Source organism: Hydrogenovibrio crunogenus (assembly GCF_004786015.1).
Classification (GTDB): Bacteria; Pseudomonadota; Gammaproteobacteria; order Thiomicrospirales; family Thiomicrospiraceae; genus Hydrogenovibrio; species Hydrogenovibrio crunogenus.
Genome location: NZ_CP032096.1, coordinates 1,235,231 through 1,253,530, shown reverse-complemented (window position 1 = coordinate 1,253,530; position 18,300 = coordinate 1,235,231). Strand labels below are relative to the sequence as shown.

Genomic DNA, 18,300 nt, shown 5'->3' with positions numbered 1-18,300 from the left:
GCCAGGCCTGGCTCCATTATTCAACTCGTATTTAAATCCCTAAAACCAACAGACATAAAAAAACCGTTTGGCAACAAAGTCGCCAAACGGTTTTTTATGAAAAGTCTGTTTAACTTAAATAGTTAAGAAGCAACAGCTACCCCGATATCGGATAAGTTTTTAGGCGACTCCACTTTATAGTCCGCCATCTCATCAAACTGTAGGTAACGATACACTTCACCCGTCATCGTATCGAGCATCGCGACCGCGTCCATATATTCCTGAACGGTTGGGATACGCCCAAGTACAGAACACACGGCGGCTAATTCGGCCGAACCAAGGTAAACATTGGCACCATTTCCTAAACGGTTCGGGAAGTTACGCGTTGAGGTCGAGAACACGGTTGCCCCATCGGCAACACGAGCCTGGTTCCCCATACAAAGCGAACAACCCGGCATTTCAGTCCGTGCCCCCACTTTACCGTAAATGCTGTAATAACCTTCTTCGATTAATTGGCGCTCATCCATTTTGGTTGGCGGTGCAATCCATAAACGCGTCGGCACATTCCCCATTTGCTCAAGCACTTTACCGGCCGCACGATAATGACCGATATTCGTCATACAAGATCCAATGAAGACTTCATCAATTTTGGTATTTTGTACTTCAGACATCAGTTTCACATCATCTGGATCATTCGGACATGCCACAATTGGCTCTTTGATGGTATTCAAATCAATTTCAATCACCGCAGCATAATCTGCATCTGGATCGGATTCCAGTAATTTAGGATTATCAATCCAAGCTTGCATTTCATCACGTCGGCGCAATAATGTTCTAGCATCCTGATAGCCATTTTCAACCATCCAATCAATCAATGCCATATTGGATTTTAAATATTCAATGATCGGTTCTTCGCCTAATTTCACTACACAACCGTTGGCAGAACGTTCTGCAGAGGCATCGGATAATTCAAATGCCTGTTCCGCTTTCAGGTGTTCTAGCCCTTCAATTTCGAGTACTCGACCATTAAAGATGTTTTTCTTACCTTTCTTCTCTACGGTTAGGTGACCGTCCTGAATGGCTTGATACGGAATAGCATTTACCAAATCACGAAGCGTAATGCCAGGTTGCATTTCACCTTTAAAGCGAACCAAGACGGATTCTGGCATATTCAAAGGCATCACGCCTAACGTGGCCCCAAAAGCAACCAGGCCTGACCCTGCCGGGAATGAAATCCCGATTGGGAAACGGGTATGAGAATCCCCACCCGTTCCAACCGTATCAGGTAATAATAAACGGTTTAACCACGAATGGATAACACCATCTCCAGGACGAAGCGCCACACCGCCGCGACTGGTAATAAAATCAGGAAGAGAGTGTTGCAATTTGATATCAACTGGCTTCGGATACGCAGCAGTATGACAGAAAGACTGCATCACCAAATCCGCAGAGAAACCTAAGCAAGCTAACTCTTTCATTTCATCACGCGTCATTGCACCGGTTGTATCCTGCGACCCCACGGTCGTCATGCGTGGTTCACAATACATTCCAGGTCGAACCCCTTCAATACCACACGCTTTACCAACCATTTTTTGCGCTAACGTATAGCCATGCGCTGCCTGCGACTTATCCGTTGGACGAATAAACACATCAGAAGGTTCTAATCCAAGCGCCTCACGCGATTTATCAGTCAAACCTCGACCGATAATCAAGGGAACACGTCCCCCTGCTCTGACTTCATCCGGCATCGTGTCCGGTGCGAGTTCAAAGGTAGAAACTGTTTCACCCGCTTCATTCGTAATTTTGCCTTCATAAGGATGAATTGTAATCACATCGCCCGTATTCAGTTTTTCGACATCACATTCAATAGGCAAAGAACCTGAATCTTCTGCAGTGTTAAAGAAAATCGGCGCAATCTTGCCACCCAGTACCACACCACCCTGGCGCTTATTCGGTACATATGGAATATCGTTCCCGAAAAACCACATAACAGAGTTCATGGCTGACTTACGTGAAGACCCCGTTCCAACAACGTCACCGACATAAGCAACTGGGTGACCTTTTGCCTCAAGGCTGGCAATCGTGCCATCCACGTCGTCCATTCGAGACTTCAACATTTCTTTTGCATGCAATGGAATATCCGGACGCGACCAAGCAGCTGTTGCAGGTGACAAGTCATCCGTATTGGTTTCGCCTTCCACTTTAAAGACCGACACGGTGATTTGCTCTGGCATTTTCGGTTTCGACAGGAACCATTCCGCTTCAGCCCAAGACTTCAATACCTGCATGGCATAATCGTTTGTTTTCGATTTCTCGACCACATCATGGTAAGCATCGTATACCAATAATGTTTTTGATAAGGCTTTGACAGCTTCTTCTGCGACATCCGTGTTCGCACTGTCCAATAATTCAATCAACGGCAAAACGTTATAACCACCTAACATGGTGCCTAATAGGAAAGTCGCTTTAACAGGTGAAATCATCTCGACTTTGGTTTTCTCAGCCGCGACGTCTGCCAAAAAGCTTGCCTTAACGTATGAGGCTTCATCGACCCCTGGTGGCACTCGATTCACAAATAAGTCTAAAACAAAATCTGCTTCCCCCGCTGGCGGGTTTTTAATCAGCTCAACCAGTTTTGCCGTTTGTTCTGCATCCATTGGCAAAGGAGGAATCCCCTCTGCTTCACGTTCGGCCACATGTTGACGATAAGCTTCTAACATACTCTTTAAGTCCTTTCTGTTTAGATTTGGGAGTATTTTATCATAGACAAACCCAAACTCTTAAGCCAGTCATGCGACATCTTAAAAAATAATCCTTTCCGTCAGCACAAAAATGAATTTACACAGTGTTTCAGATTGATTAAATGACTCAAAATCCAATCTTTTTTATTCTTTAACAAATTGAATTAAAAGGTGCTTTAAATCTTTAATGAAGCGTCACCTTATGAACCCCTTCCCAAAAGAGCATGACCAGCAACCACAAATTCAAAGCAACAATAATAACAGTGGCTGTCCACGCCAGGAGCTTAGTGATTGGTTGGTTCACCAGCTCTCCCATTAATTCAGGGTTAGATGTCATCATCACTAAAGGAATGACCGCAAACGGCAACTGCATTGACAGAATGACCTGAGACAGAACCAATAAACTTAAAGGCTTAGCACTCAACAGAATCGCGATTGCTGCAGGGATCATCGTTGCCAAACGGATATAAACGCGAATTTTAAGAATATTAACAGGATGTTTTTTGAAAAAAGATTCAAACACAATTTGGCCAGCCAAAGTACCTGTTGCTGAACTGGCGATTCCAGAAGCCAATAAAGCAATCGCAAATGTCAATGCTGCGGAACTTCCCTGCAATGGACCTAAGGTATGATAAGCCTCATCAATATCGGTAATTAACAACCCTTTTTCATGGAATGCGGCAGAAGCCATAATCAAGATAGCGGAATTAATAATCCATGCTGCCATCAATGCCAGAATCGTATCCCACTTCATCATCTTATAAAAACGCTGTAGCGCTTCACCCGCTAAATTAGCTCGTGTCGTCACCTGGTGCGAGTGGAGATATAAATTATGGGGCATGACCGTTGCCCCTAAAATCCCCATCGCAATAAATAAAGCAGTGGTGTCCATAATCGTATCATTTGGAACTGCTAATGCTTGAGCCACTTGAACCCATTCTGGCTGGACCAGCCACAATTCCACCACATACCCTAGGCCAATGGTTGCAACGAAACCAAAGATAGTCATTTCCACCCAGCGAAAACCGAAACGCTCTAGCCAAAGGATCAGTAATACATCAAATATGGTTAAGAAAATAGCTGCAACCAAAGGAATGTCAAACAGTAGGTTTAAAGCAACGGCAACGCCTAAAAACTCCGCTAAGTCGGTAGCAATCATCGCCAACGCAGCCGATGACAATAAAAAAGTGCCCCCTTTTCCTGGGTGTTGACTTCGAATCATCTGAGCTAAGTTCTTCCCCGTCGCAATGCCTAATTTCGCACTTAAAAGCTGCATCAGTATCGCAACTAAAGAGGCTAACGTAATAACCCATAGAAAATCATAACCATAACGCGAACCGGCTTCTATCGATGTTGCCCAGTTTCCAGGATCCATATACCCAACCGACACTAAAAAAGCCGGCCCCAGAAAATACCAGAACGATCGCTGATGTTGCATTTTTTCTGCGGTTTGATGATTCATATAAAATAAATTTTCTTTATTTAAAATTAAAAAAATAATTAGCTATGACTAAATAACAACTGATTCAGTTTATAACATATATCAGGAAATGTTTATATAAAACCATTCGTATAATGTTGAGAAACAACTATTTACTGCATGTTACCAACCCGAATTCAGTGTTAAAATATAGTGCAACATAATCCTTTCACTGAAGCCAATATGCCTGAATCCGATATCCAACTCAGCCTTCAAGTTCATTCTTCTATGCAGACCATTGATAAAAATCAGTGGGACAGGTTGATTCGAGACAACACCCCTTTTCTAAAACATGCCTTTTTATCGGCAATGGAAACGCATGGCTGTGTCAGTGACAGATTCGGTTGGATTCCGCATCACATTACCTTGTCTTACCAAGATAAGATCATTGCCGGCATGCCTCTTTATGAAAAGCACAATAATTATGGCGAATTTGTTTTTGACCAAGCCTGGGAACAAGCATGGCATCAAGTTGGTTTAAGCTACTATCCTAAATTGGTTTCTGCGGTCCCCTATACCCCGGCACAAGGTCAACGGTTTTTAATCGATGCGGAAGTGGATTTCATCAGCCAAGAAAAATTACTCGACACTTTAATTCAAGCCACCCAGAGTTTAGCAACTGAATGGGACATGAGCAGCGTACACATCCTGTTTGCCGAAACAGATCAACAACACCAAATTGAAGAACTTGCTTTGCCTGATTTTTATTTTCGCCATGACTGTCAATTTCACTGGTTCAACCAAGAGTTTGAAACTTTTAACGACTTCTTGGCTTCCTTAAAGCGTAAAAAACGCAAGAATATCAAACAAGAGCGCCAATCCATTCTCAATAATGGCATTACGTTTCGTGTTTTAAATGGGCACACCGCCACAGATCAAGATTGGGAAATCTTTGATTTTTTCTATCAAAAAACGTTTATTGAAAAATGGAGCACACCCACCTTTAATTTAGGTTTTTTCAAAGCCATTGCCAAGGCCTTGCCAGACCAAATTGTATTGGTATTGGCAGATCGAGAAAATGAATGTATCGCAGGCGCCTTGATGTTCGAATCCGATACCGTCTTATATGGTCGGCACTGGGGATGCGCTGAGAATATCAAACACTTGCACTTCGAAACCTGTTTTTATCAGGGCATCGACTATGCAATAAAAAAAGGCTTGCGCGTATTCGAACCTGGCGCCGGGGGCGAACATAAAATTGCACGAGGGTTTGTGCCTGTTAAAATGCGTTCCACTCACTGGGTTAAAGACAACCCTTTTCCAGAAGGCTTAGCCAATTTTATCCGACAAGAAAGGCAGATGATTGATGATTATGCCGACGACTGCTTGGCGCATATTCCTTACCAAACACGGCCTAAAACCTTTTAGATTATAAATCAATTAATTGGAGAATGATTTGAAGACAGCGCTTTACCCCATTTGCCATCTAGGCAACGGAACCCTATCGGTCATGCCGAAACCTCGAACAGAGCAATTGCAGCAAGACATTTTTTCCTACAAGGAGCAAGGCGTTACCCATGTCATCAGCCTTTTAAAACCAGCTGAAATCGAAGCCTTTCAAATGAGGGAAGAAGCCGATATCTGTAAATCTTACCAACTGTCATTCACCCACTTCCCAATCAAGGATATGGACGTCCCGGATGTCTCCGCTTTAAAAGAACTTAACCTGGAACTAAAACAACAGCTTTCTAAAGGTGCCCATATCGCCATCCATTGCCATGGTGGGCGCGGACGAGCTGGAACCGTGGCCATCAGCTTAATGATAGAACACGGTTATGATGCGACTGAAGCCATGAAAATTGCCTCCAAAGCACGTGGAGACAAGATGCCGGTTTGCGATCTTCAAGTCGAGTTCATTCATTCTTATCATTAAAAACAGCCAGGCCTGGTCGTTTTGAACACAGAATGTGTCTATCATTAAGTCGAAGAAACCGCTAAAAACCATTTCGGGTGCATTCGCCCGAAGTCAGTTCGAACGTGCGTTTTCAATCCTTGTTTAGAATCCAGTACATAGGCCTGCGTCCCATCTCGAGCAAACACCACCCAGTGCCAGAAAGGCACGCCTTGTTCCAAATGCCACTTAACTGCCAGTAAGGCACAATCAGGCTGCGCATCCCAACCTGTAAAAGGAACCGTTTCATCCGCCACTTTTTTATCCAAGGCGGTTAACAAACACCGAACCGACGTTGTACTCGACCATAAGGTCTTATCTGCTGCATCAATGCCGAGTTGATTTGCGACCTTTTTGGCTTGCGAGTAAGTCAGCCCAGCAATCGCCGCCGAAGCAGCAATGCCGCAACCTGTTTTCTCTTCTTGTATCACAGGGGTCAACATTAATTACGAGACCTTTATTTAATTTATATCAATCACTTAAAAGACAATTTTAACGCTAAACAAGCATTTTTACACATTCAATTGAATGGCATATTTCAAAAGCCAAAAAAGTCACTGTTTTCGGGTATAATGTGCGCCATTAATTAGATTGAAAAGGAACGAACGCATGCAACTTTCAGAATTGACCGCTATTTCGCCTATTGATGGACGTTATGGTGCACGTTTATCAAGCTTAAAAGAAATTTTCAGCGAATATGGTTTGATTAAAAACCGTGTTAAGGTTGAAGTCTCTTGGTTACGTATGCTGGCGAACCACCCTGGAATCCCAGAAGTGCCGCCACTGAGTTCTGAAGCTGAAAACCACTTATTGAAGTTGGTGGATGAATTTTCCTTGGAAATGGCACAACGTGTTAAAGACATTGAGCGCACCACAAACCATGATGTAAAAGCAGTTGAATACCTCATTAAAGAGCACTTTGGTGACAATGATGAACTGAATGCGATTGGTGAATTTGTTCACTTCGCTTGTACCTCAGAAGACATTAACAACCTGGCTTATGCGTTAATGCTGAAAGATGCTCGTGCCACGGTGATCGTACCTGAAATGCAAACATTGGTTGATAAGATTTCTGAAATGGCGACTGAAATGGCCGACATTCCTATGATGTCTCGTACCCATGGTCAGCCAGCCTCTCCCACCACAGCTGGGAAAGAATTTGCCAATGTGGCGTACCGTTTACAACGTCAAATCAAACAGCTGATGAATGTCCAAATCATGGGAAAAATCAACGGTGCAACAGGGAACTACAATGCCCACCTTGCAGCCTACCCATCTATCAACTGGTATGAATTAACTGAGCAGTTTGTACAAAGTCTAGGACTGGCTTGGAACCCGTATACTATTCAGATTGAACCACATGATTACATTGCTGAATATTTCCATACCATGCAACGTTTTAACACCATTTTGATTGATTTCGATCGTGATATCTGGAGTTATATTTCAATCGGATTCTTTAAGCAAAAAACCGTTGCAGGTGAAATCGGTTCTTCCACTATGCCACATAAAGTTAACCCGATTGATTTTGAAAACTCGGAAGGAAACTTAGGAATTGCCAATGCGATCTTTGATCATCTGGGTCAAAAACTTCCGATTTCCCGCTGGCAGCGTGATTTAACGGATTCAACGGTGTTGCGTAACTTGGGTGTTGGGGTTGCACACACGATGATTTCATTGCAAGCGACCTTAAAAGGCCTAAATAAGCTGGATGTGAATGCACAAGCAATGGCGGATGACCTGGATAATAACTGGGAAGTCTTAGCCGAAGCAATTCAAACGGTCATGCGTCGTTATGGCATCGAAAAACCCTATGAAAAACTGAAAGAGCTTACGCGAGGACGCCGTGTCAACAAAGAAATCATGCAAGAATTTGTAGATACACTGGAATTGCCGGAAGATGCGAAGCAAAGCCTAAAAGAGATGACACCAGCTTCTTATATTGGAAATGCCGCGCAACAAGCACAGAATATTGAGTTGGCCTTAACGATGTTAAAAGGTCGTTAAGATAACCACTTGATATTTTTTTGTAAAAAACCCGGTTAAACCGGGTTTTTTTATCTCTTTTATAATTGATTTTTTAGACTTCGAACTGTTTTTTAAACTGACGAATACCAAATAAAAACAAGACAGACCCTAAAGCAAACAGTGCCAACAAATTCTGCCAAATAATCTCCAAGCCTGACCCTTTTAAAATAATGCCATACCCCATATTGATGTAATAGTATAAAGGCGACAACCAAATCAAAGCTTGCTCCCATTTCGGCATCGCTTCAGGTGGCGTAAACGCGCCCGACAATAAAATAATCGGCATCAACAACAAAATCGAAATAATCATGACTTGCGCCAAATTTTTACTGATGGTTGCAATAAACAATCCCAGACCGGAAACCGCATAAACATAAACGGCTGACACCAGAAAAAACAGGAAAAAACTGCCTTGAAAAGGGACATTAAAAACGGGTAAAAGCACTACAAAAATCGATAAAGCAATCCCACTTAATAAAATCAATTCAACAGCCAATATCTTCGGTAATAAAATTTGTAAGGGGGTAAGCGGTGCAATTGAAAGTTGTTCAATAGTACCGCGTTCTTTTTCTTTAACCACGATCGCCGCCGTTAAGAATAAAGAAAGCATGGTCATGACCGTCATCATTTCAGAAATGGACATAAACCAGGCATTATTCCCTTCAGGGTTGAACAAAACCATCTGACGCATATCCACTCTAGGCACTTCCAAGGCTTGTGCCGGTGTCACCTTCATTTGTTTCAGCATCCATTCTTGATTGAAATACGCGTTTGCCAACCCGGTGTAACTATTGGCAAGGTTGCCCAAAACGACATTACTGCCATCCAGTTGAAAACCAATAGCAGTGGAGTGCCCTTTCAGTAAATCTCTTTGAAAATGTGGTGGAATATCAACCACGCCAAGCAACTGGCTTTTATCCAGCAGCTCAAAAGCGGTCGCCTCTTCCGTAACCTGACCTTTGACATCAAAATAAGGCGGACGTAATTTATTTAACCATTCTCGACTGGCCAAAGATTGATCATGATCCATATAACCAATAGGTGCTTTAACCAGTTCTAAGCTGACCCCTTTTCCCGCAATATAGACTTCTCCAGTAAAGAAATAAATTGTCGCCACAACCAGAATCAAATCACGACTGAACTGTAACAGTTCTTTTTGTGTTAACGCAAAAATACGACGCCACCAAAGCCAGTTCATGATTTCACCCTCTTATGGAATCGAAGCACCGCAACCGTCCAATAAAGTAGAAAAAATCCGGCAATCACAAAAACATTAGGCCAAAGCTCTTGCCAGCCTTGTCCTTTTAAATAGGTGCCCCAAAGTATTTCCAATTGATACATTGCGGGAAAAGCATGCGCTTCAATTTTGGCTTCAGCTGCCATGGATGCAACCGGCATCATCAAGCCGGAATACATCATGGCCGGAATCATTGTTCCGATCATAGCAATCAGTGCCGCGGCGGCTTGCGATTTTACAAAGGTCGAAATCACCAAACCGATTCCCGCTGCACTGGCAACGTACAGTAGATTGCTCACCAATAACAACGACAACTCTCCTTTAAAAGGTGCTTCGAACAGCCACACTGCGGCTAAACTGAGAATGGAAATATTAATATAAGAAATCAAAATATAAGGCAGAATTTTACCTGTAATGAACTCTGCCGGAGTGGCCGTGGAAGCGTAGATATTGAAAATAGAGCCGCTTTCCTTTTCTCGAACCACGCCAAGTGCTGCCAGCATGGCCGGCGCTACCAGCATAACCAGCATAATCATTCCCGTACCCGTAGACCAGATGCTCTTCAATTCATTGTTATATAAGTAATGTGTCTGTAAGGTGACGGGACTTATTTTGGCATCCAATTCTTGTTTAGAAAGACCCTGCTTTTTAGCGAACCAATCTTGCATCAACTTGGAATTAAAATGCGCCGTGATCGCACTGACATACCCTTTTACCATGGAAGCCCGATACGTGAACTGTCCATCTATTTGGGCTTGTACGTCTGCCGGTTTACCTTGTTTCAGTTTTTTCGAAAATTCCGGTGGAATCACCAATAAGAATCTAACCTCTGCTTTGGCAATTAATTCATCGGCCTCTGACGCTTTTTTTAAATGCCCTTTATAATCAAAATACCGAGAGCTGATAAATTTATGCGAGTACTCCCGGCTCAAATCAGATTGATCATAATCAACAATCACAAAAGGCATTTTCTCGACATCAAAACTCATGCCGAACCCAAGCACCGTCATCATCACAAACGGGAAAATAAAAGCCATCGTGAAATATACTTTATCGCGCCAAATCTCAAGCCATTCTTTTTTCGACAAGGTTAGGATTGTATAAATATTCATTAAAAATGATTCCTAACGGAGCTCATGCTTAGCAAGAGCGGTTTCAATTCTATCAACAAAAACATCTTCTAAAGATGGTTGAAGCACCATGGTATCTTTTATTTCTATCTGGTTGTTTTTTAATACATTAACTACATCGTTTTTTGTTTTGGAAACTGTTTTAGAAAAGAGTTGAAGTCGATTCCCAAACAAAGAAAGATTGTCATAACCTGCCTTTTGCAAACAAGACAGCGCACGATAAGGGTGCGAAACGTTCACGCTCAGAACCTGTCCTTTTTGTTGCTTGAGTGTCTGCTTCAAGTTAACTGGCGTGTCATAGGCGACGATCTTTCCGGCTTGCATTAAAGCTAAGCGGTGGCAATGTTCCGCTTCTAGCATGTAGTGCGTTGTAATTAAAATAGCCACTCCCCATTCCGACGCCAGATTCACTAAAATACGCCAAAACTCAGAGCGACCAATCGGATCCACACCGGAGGTCGGTTCATCTAAAAAAAGCACTTTAGGCTGATGGATTAATGCACAGCCCAATGCCAGTCGTTGTCTTTTACCCATCGGTAAGCTACCAGCGGGTTCGTTTTGAACTGACTGTAAATGCCCGACATCTATTACCCAGTCAATCCGCTCTTGTAATCTTTCTCCGCTTAAACCATAAATTCGACCGAACAATTTAATATTTTCCAACACCGTTAGATCCAGGTACAACGAAAAGGCTTGTGACATATAGCCAATGCTTTCTTTAATTGCCATGCCTGAATGCGCCATATTCTGATTGGCAACAAATCCCGCCCCATCTGTCGGAGGAAGAATGCCGGTCAGCATTTTAATGACCGTACTTTTTCCAGCCCCGTTGGCGCCTAATAAACCAAAAATTTCACCAGGCCTGACCTCAAAGGTCACTTGATCGGCCGCGATGAAATCACCAAATCGTCGGATCAGGTTATCCGCTTGAATCAGCGGTTCATCAGTATTTACACGGTCTTTATCTGTGGGTGATTGAGAAATGGGATAAGACGGGTTCTGAAGTCGTTTGGCGGCCGAGCTTGAATGGTTTTTCAAATGATGAATAAAAAACTCTTCCAAGCCAATCGGTAAAAAATACCATTGATGCTCTTCAGAGCCGAGCTGTTCTTTTAAAATTGATTCAATGACATCTTTTTCCTGATCAAAGATAACCAGCCGAATCATTTGACCTAATTGCTCGACCGTTTCAAATTTGACTTTCAATCGAGCCAACACCACGCTGGGTTGAGAGGTTTCAATTTCAACTACCCAACCGGGCGATTTAGCAATAATGTCGTCAGCACGTCCTTGCACAAGTACTTTTCCTTGATGCATCACACTTAAACGATTAAATCGACTGGCTTCATCCATGTAAGCGGTCGAAACTAAGGCTGTCATCCCTTCATCCATTACCAAACGGTTCAGCATTTCCCAAAAATCTCGCCTAGAAATGGGATCAACTCCCGTAGTTGGTTCGTCCAGAATAATTAACTCGGGTTGGTGAATTAAAGTGCATACCAGCCCCAATTTCTGTTTCATACCACCGGACAAGTTTTTCATAGGTCTTGTTTTAAAAGGTGTCAACTTCGCAACTGACAACAACATCTCTTTACGCTGCTGCAACAAATCACTTGAGACGCCTCTTAAGTTCGCGAAAAAGTCGATATTCTCCTCGATACTTAAGTCTGGATAAAGATTCAAGCCTAAACCCTGGGGCATAAAACCGATGCGGTGTTTTATTTTTTCTGCCGATTTCTCGGAATCAATAAGCGTGTCAAAAACACATAAATCGCCTGAGTTATATGTTAATACGCCAGCAATGGCTTGCATCAATGAGCTTTTTCCCGAGCCATCCGGGCCAATGAGGCCATAGATTTCACCGGTCTGAATCTCAATCGAAATGTCTTCGAATGCGACTTTTTTTCGATAGTGCTTGCTAACTCGACTTACTTGAACCGCAAAATGCATCTTACTTCACCTGAATGTAAGCATCTGCCGGTAACCCCGGGGTAATCCTTTTCTTTGGATTATCGTCTAAGTACAACTTAATGGCATACACCAATTTAACGCGCTCATCTTGGGTTTGAACTTCTTTCGGGGTGAACTCCGTTTCCGAGGCAATGTATCGAATGGTGGCTGGAAAATCTTGCTCTGGCATGGAATCAATTTTAATCGTCGCTTTTTGCCCTAAGTGGACTAAACCAACCTTATTCTCGGCAATATACCCTTTCAGATAAACCTGGTGTAAATTAACAATATCAAACAGTCCGGCACCTGAAGCAATCACCTCGCCTTCATTAATCAGCTTGGTGGTGATGACACCTTCGGTCGGGGCTTTGATTTTCATGTCATCAAACACACTCATCGCTTCCATCAGAGCCGCTTGCGCTTGTAAATTTTGTGCCTTTATCGCATTGACATCATCTTGCTTGGCCTCTATCTGTTGCCAACCAAGTTTGGCTTCATTTAATGCTTTTTGTGCTTTATTGATAGCGGCTTTTGCGATCAACACATTATCGTCTGCAACCTTCATAGCTAAGGCAGCTGACTCATGCTGATGCTTTTGAATTGTTCCCTTTTCATATAAACGGGCATAACGCTGCTCATCTATTTTTGCCTGTTTTGCATTTTCAATCGCGCTGTTTAAAACCGCCTTGCTATGTCGCACGCTCGATTCAGCCGTTGCAATTTGTAAAGGCACTTGTTTTTTTAACACCTTCAACCCTGTTTTCGCCGCTTTTAATCTTGCTTGCGCAGCACCATAAGCTGCCGCTGCTTGAGTGACCTTTGCCCGAACCTGAGCATCATCTAATACTGCGAGCACCTGATCTTTTTTGACCACATCTCCCTCTCGCACCAAAACCTTTAAAATTTTGCCTGACACTTTAGTAGAGGCTAAATAGTGATCCGCCTCGGTTCGACCATTGACTTTCACCACATCGTCAGGCAAAGCCGCGGGCATTTCCTTTAAGTAAATGGATATCGCCACCGCAATGACAACTAGAAAAATAACACCGCTCAGCCAGGTTTTATGTTGAGTATTCATACCAATCCCAAAAATTATTTTTTACGGTTTTTGTTTCATTAAGTGCCAATTTAGGTATCATGAAACGCCTCCAAATAGTCTATATGAATGCATTTTAAAACGCTATAATGCACCCATATTTAATACGAGTTTTAACCACTATTATGATTCAATTTGATTCCATAGATAAAGAAACCTTCCTATCAGAGTATTGGCAAAAAAAGCCACTGTTAATTCGTAATGCATTGCCTGACTTCTCATCCCCTGTCACTGCTGAAGAGTTGGCCGGCCTGTCTTTGGAAGAAGAGGTGGAAAGTCGTATTGTCATCCAACACTCTACGGAAGACTATGAACTGAAAAAAGGGCCTTTTGAAGAATCCTTGTATGAAACACTGCCTGAAAAAAACTGGACGTTATTGGTTCAAGGTATGGATCGTTTATTGCCTGAGGTAACCGAATTACTGAATGAATTTGATTTTATTCCAAGCTGGCGTATTGATGACATCATGGTCAGCTATGCAACCGAAGGTGGGAACGTTGGCCCCCACTTCGATCATTATGATGTGTTTTTATTACAAGCTCAGGGTGAACGACGTTGGCAGTTGAGTGCACAAGATTGTGATGAAACCAACTATATTGAAGGGGTTGATTTACGGTTAATGAAACGATTTGTGGTAGAAGAAGAGTATGTTTGCCAACCGGGTGATATTCTGTATGTTCCACCTAAATGGGGACATCATGGTGTCGGCTTGACGGACGATTGCATGACATTCTCAATTGGCTACCGAACTTACCGTGGTTTAGAACTCTGGGACAGCTTTGGCGATTACTTAGCCGAAACCCAACAATTTCAATCACTTTACCAAGACCCTAACTGGCAAGGCACTGCATCTGGGCAGATTTCAGAAGGCAGTTGGCAACAAGCACAAAGCCTTCTGAAGGCCGCTCTTCAAAATGAAGAAGCGCTCAAAAACTGGTTTGGTCGCTTTGCGACACAATTGGATCAAGGTGCTTCACAATTGTTACCCGACCCTCTTAATGAAACGGAAAGCTGCCCACTGGAAACCTTTATCGAGGCATTACAGTCCGCTGAGGGCGTGTTACGTGATTCGGTCTGCCGATTTGCTTACACTGAATTTACTCAAGATCAAGTTAAACTCTATATCAACAGTGCAGAATGGCAAGACTTTAAAGCGGAATCGGACTTTATTCGCTGCTTATGTAATCAACGTTTTATTGACCAAGCCACCCTAACGCTCTATTTAAATCATGCGGGCAACCAGGCATTACTGTACGACTTATGGAATCTACAATTTATTGAAGTTATTCAATAACTTAAATAAATCAGCGTTAAAATACTTTAACGTATTTTAACGCGAACTGCTTTTAATAAGAATCTTCTTCATTTAAGTAAACATCTAACGCTTCGACCACCTGCATAATGTGTGGCTTAATCGAATCATGAAACACTTCTACTCGGTCTGACTCGCCATACCTAACACCCGGTAAGTCGGCAAAATCCCGTGTCTCAAACTGAATTAAATTCGGTGAAATAACTTTTACCGTTATCAAATATTGTGTTCGTAACGAGTCACCTCGAACTTCTGTGGTCACGACCCCTTTTCCATTTACTTGATTAGCTGTCGTATTGACATACTCAATATCCGCACCGGAAACTGTCGTACGCGATTTCATCCAACTTTTTATTTTAAGCAATAAAACCTGTTGGTTAGATGCTTCCGTATTCACCTGAATCATCGCTTCAATATGTTTATCATCAGGTCGAATCAAATCATTGCTACACCCCATCAACACTGATAACAGTAACAATAAAAACGTTATTTTCTTAAACACAAAATGCCTTATCATAATGTAATGATTTCAAATCCTTCCTCTTTCAAACTGTCTATGGTCCCAGTATGGGTCAGCACAGCAGAAGAGGATTTCTCAGGTCGTAAATATTGGCTGGCCACACGACGCAAGTCATCGAGACTGGTCTCTAAAACACCTTGTCGATGCTTCATACGTACCTCATGGCTTCGGCCATAAAGATCCTGATAAAAAGCTTTTCTGGCCTCACCTGCAGGCGATCCGGGCTTATCCATCGCACTGATCACGTTAAGAATGGCTTCATCCACTTTAGCTTGTGTGGCTTCACTACTCATGATCCAATCCAAGGAACGATCAAAATCAGACAAGGTTTCCAGTAATCTTGGATCACGGTAAGAAAAGAAGACAAAAGCGCCGGCTTCAGCGTTAAATGTGGCACCTCCACCATATGCACCGCCTTTTTCACGGATTTGAGAGTGTAAGAACCCATTACGCAGACACGCACCCAACACCGACAGCTTAGGGGCATCTTCATGTCCGGAAGGCACCGCTGGATAGGACTTAGCGCAAAAATTCACTTGAGTGCTGGTGACCCAGGCCTGGTGAATTCTGTCATGAGAAGCTGCCAACTTTAACCGGTCTGCATTTGGGGTATTGGTCATCATAGGTTGCCAGCTGGAAAGGCTTTCAATAGCGCCATCCAGACCTTCTTCATCCGAAATCACCAGAGATTGTTTAACCGAATCCATTAATTTACGTTGGATGGATTGAAATTGATTAGATAAGCTTTCTAACTGACTGTCATCCGACAATTCACCATAAAGGGATTTGATGGTTTGAATACCTGCAAAACCAGAACGATTAAAGTTCCAGTTCGCCACAGGAGAAGCATTCTGATTGGCAGCTGACATCGCCAACCCGTGACCATTCCCTGTCACCCCTTGATCAACGGAGGCACGGATCTGCCCGACAAGATCACGAATACGAGCGTGTTCATCAAATCGTGCCTGCCCTAACGTCTCTAACATTAAATTAGCCAAATCAGATTGATTGGTATTCAATGCCTTGCCTGACAAAATGAAATGGCTGTGGAACTGGTCAATATTATTTAAATCTGCACGCACCGTAGAACGAGCGGAAAGCCCACCCGTCACTGCAGCTTGCAAGGATTGCGTTTGTAAATAATCACGTTCTGCGGACCCTAATTCCGCTAAACAAGCATTAAACAAAGGCAACACCTTTTTTTCCTGTTCCGACAAGTCCGGCAAGTCCACGATAAGCTGTTGATAAGTCAACCCGTTCGTTCCCGTTTGATACGCGGTCGTGGTTGGCGTGTCTGTTTTTTTGGTCGGGCGGATATTCTTAATGTCAGCCGGCACATCGTCTTTAGTGACTTCTGGCAAGATTGAAGCATCATCCTCTTGTTCTTGGCGTGCTTTTAACGCTAACGATTGTGCAATGATTGCCTGTTTTTCGTCATCTGATAACTGTGCTTGAATATCAGCCAGCTTGGCTTTTTCAGCCGCTTCTTGCTGTGCCGATAAAGACTCGTCTGGCATCAATGTATATCGGACACGATGAGGGTTGTCCAGAATCCAATCTTGAATCAAGTCGGGAATAAACCTTGGGTTCTCAACCTCTTTTCTAAGTTGCTCTAAGGCAGCGTTGGTATCCAATAACGCAATGGGATCCCCTTCATGCATGGCCCCGGCCAAAGCTTGCATAATCAACTGTAATCCATAGGGATAACTGTCACCTCCAATTTCACGCTGTGAAAACTCAAGTTGATGCAGCATGGCTTCCACTTGTGCGGTATCAACGCCGTCTTTAACAATGTTTTCCAACGTTTCAATAATCAAGGTTTCAAGTGCTTGTGCATGTTCAGCTTCAGTTCCCTGAACCCCTGCAATGAAAGCCATTTCTTTATTTGAGTCTTCCAAACCACACAAAGGTGATGGCGCAGCCGCCAAATCAGACTCTTCCAAAGCCTGCCTTAATGGCGAGGCACTGTTATCCAATAAAACCGCTGACAACAAATGTCCTTTTAAAACATCCATCGGGTTTTTATTTTCACCTAACAACCAACCTAACACCACATGCGTTTTCTGGGTTAAAGATTCTTCATTTAAAGCATAAGTGCCGGTAACGGATTTAGGTGCCGAATAACGCTTTTCATTCGTTACCATGACCTTAGGGACGTTTTCATTAAAACGATGCAAGGCTAGGGTTTCAAATTCTGCCTGATGTGTTTCAGCAGGAATATCCCCATACGTTAAGAAAACCGCATTTGAAGGGTGATAATGGAAACGATGAAATTCGACTAACTGGTCATAGGTTAAGTCTGGAATATCTTTAGGGTCACCGCCACTGTTATAGTGGTAAGTAGAGGTAGGATACAATTCGCTCGAAAACTGCTGCCATAATGTTGAAACAGGTGAGCTCATCGCCCCTTTCATCTCATTAAAAACCACCCCTTTATACGTAAGGTTAGACTTGGCATTCTCCATTTCTTCAAACTCTAAACGGTGCCCTTCCTGAGCAAAATCTAGCGGGTCAATATTTGGAAAAAACACAGCATCCATATAAACTTCCAATAAGTTCTGAAAGTCTTTTCGATTCTCCGTCGCAAACGGATAAGCCGTCCAGTCACTCGAAGTAAAGGCATTCATAAACGTGTTCAGAGATCGGCGAATCATCATAAAGAAAGGATCACGAACGGGATACTTTTCACTGCCGCATAAGACCGTATGTTCTAAAATATGCGCCACCCCAGTTGAATCCATTGGAACCGTTCTTAAGGCAACCATAAACACATTTTGAGGATCATCTGCTGCAAGATGGTAATGCTCCGCTCCTGTGACCTTATGCTTAAAATGTTGAACGGTCATATTCAATGATTCTATAAAGTGTTCATTAATAAACTCAAACGCTGGGTGATGTTTTGACATATAAACTCTTCTTATTAATTAGAGATGCG

The 18,300-nt window shown here is 42.9% G+C and carries 13 protein-coding genes; 4 read left to right on the top strand and 9 right to left on the bottom strand.

What is annotated here, in order from left to right; translation table 11 throughout:
- Positions 1-122: 122 nt before the first annotated feature.
- Complete coding sequence (acnB, locus tag GHNINEIG_RS06005; RefSeq protein WP_135795809.1) at positions 123-2,699, bottom strand: bifunctional aconitate hydratase 2/2-methylisocitrate dehydratase; 2,577 nt, start codon at positions 2,697-2,699, stop codon at positions 123-125.
- Between the two features lie 205 nt (positions 2,700-2,904).
- Positions 2,905-4,182, bottom strand: coding sequence for an Nramp family divalent metal transporter (locus tag GHNINEIG_RS06000; protein WP_135795808.1), 1,278 nt, complete (start codon positions 4,180-4,182; stop codon positions 2,905-2,907).
- Between the two features lie 171 nt (positions 4,183-4,353).
- Between GHNINEIG_RS06000 and GHNINEIG_RS05995 the strand changes: the two genes are divergently transcribed.
- Positions 4,354-5,568: a GNAT family N-acetyltransferase gene (locus tag GHNINEIG_RS05995; protein ID WP_223260847.1), complete on the top strand. Its 1,215-nt coding sequence runs from the start codon at positions 4,354-4,356 to the stop codon at positions 5,566-5,568.
- Positions 5,569-5,596: 28 nt separating this feature from the next.
- Positions 5,597-6,073 (top strand): protein-tyrosine phosphatase family protein, encoded by a 477-nt coding sequence (locus GHNINEIG_RS05990; RefSeq protein ID WP_135795807.1) that lies wholly within the window; start codon positions 5,597-5,599, stop codon positions 6,071-6,073.
- Positions 6,074-6,117: 44 nt separating this feature from the next.
- On the opposite strand, the gene GHNINEIG_RS05985 is transcribed toward GHNINEIG_RS05990, so the two are convergent.
- The gene (locus tag GHNINEIG_RS05985; protein WP_135795806.1) at positions 6,118-6,534 is read right to left on the bottom strand and encodes a hypothetical protein; all 417 of its coding nucleotides are present in this window, start codon (positions 6,532-6,534) and stop codon (positions 6,118-6,120) included.
- 166 nt (positions 6,535-6,700) lie between these two features.
- Here GHNINEIG_RS05985 and purB point away from each other — a divergent pair, with 166 nt between their 5' ends.
- Complete coding sequence (gene purB / locus GHNINEIG_RS05980) at positions 6,701-8,098, top strand: adenylosuccinate lyase (protein WP_135795805.1); 1,398 nt, start codon at positions 6,701-6,703, stop codon at positions 8,096-8,098.
- A 73-nt stretch (positions 8,099-8,171) separates the two neighbouring features.
- Here purB and GHNINEIG_RS05975 read toward each other — a convergent pair whose 3' ends face one another.
- Genes GHNINEIG_RS05975 through GHNINEIG_RS05960 form a run of 4 tightly spaced genes read right to left on the bottom strand, consistent with a single transcriptional unit; the run spans position 8,172 to position 13,514 of the window.
- Positions 8,172-9,317, bottom strand: coding sequence for an ABC transporter permease (locus GHNINEIG_RS05975; protein ID WP_135795804.1), 1,146 nt, complete (start codon positions 9,315-9,317; stop codon positions 8,172-8,174).
- Positions 9,314-10,468: an ABC transporter permease gene (locus GHNINEIG_RS05970; protein ID WP_135795803.1), complete on the bottom strand. Its 1,155-nt coding sequence runs from the start codon at positions 10,466-10,468 to the stop codon at positions 9,314-9,316. The genes GHNINEIG_RS05975 and GHNINEIG_RS05970 overlap by 4 nt, the downstream gene beginning before the upstream one ends.
- Before the next feature lie 12 nt (positions 10,469-10,480).
- Complete coding sequence (locus tag GHNINEIG_RS05965) at positions 10,481-12,436, bottom strand: ATP-binding cassette domain-containing protein (protein ID WP_135795802.1); 1,956 nt, start codon at positions 12,434-12,436, stop codon at positions 10,481-10,483.
- A gap of 1 nt (position 12,437) precedes the next feature.
- Entirely contained in the window at positions 12,438-13,514 is a 1,077-nt protein-coding gene (locus GHNINEIG_RS05960; protein WP_135795801.1) for an HlyD family secretion protein, read from the bottom strand.
- A gap of 143 nt (positions 13,515-13,657) precedes the next feature.
- Here GHNINEIG_RS05960 and GHNINEIG_RS05955 point away from each other — a divergent pair, with 143 nt between their 5' ends.
- Positions 13,658-14,827 (top strand): cupin domain-containing protein, encoded by a 1,170-nt coding sequence (locus tag GHNINEIG_RS05955; RefSeq protein WP_189636852.1) that lies wholly within the window; start codon positions 13,658-13,660, stop codon positions 14,825-14,827.
- A gap of 52 nt (positions 14,828-14,879) precedes the next feature.
- Here GHNINEIG_RS05955 and GHNINEIG_RS05950 read toward each other — a convergent pair whose 3' ends face one another.
- Both GHNINEIG_RS05950 and GHNINEIG_RS05945 read right to left on the bottom strand, forming a co-directional pair.
- Complete coding sequence (locus GHNINEIG_RS05950) at positions 14,880-15,347, bottom strand: hypothetical protein (protein ID WP_135795799.1); 468 nt, start codon at positions 15,345-15,347, stop codon at positions 14,880-14,882.
- 11 nt (positions 15,348-15,358) lie between these two features.
- A complete protein-coding gene (locus GHNINEIG_RS05945; RefSeq protein WP_135795798.1) occupies positions 15,359-18,271 on the bottom strand; it encodes an insulinase family protein in 2,913 nt (970 codons plus the stop codon).
- Between the last annotated feature and the right edge of the window lie 29 nt (positions 18,272-18,300).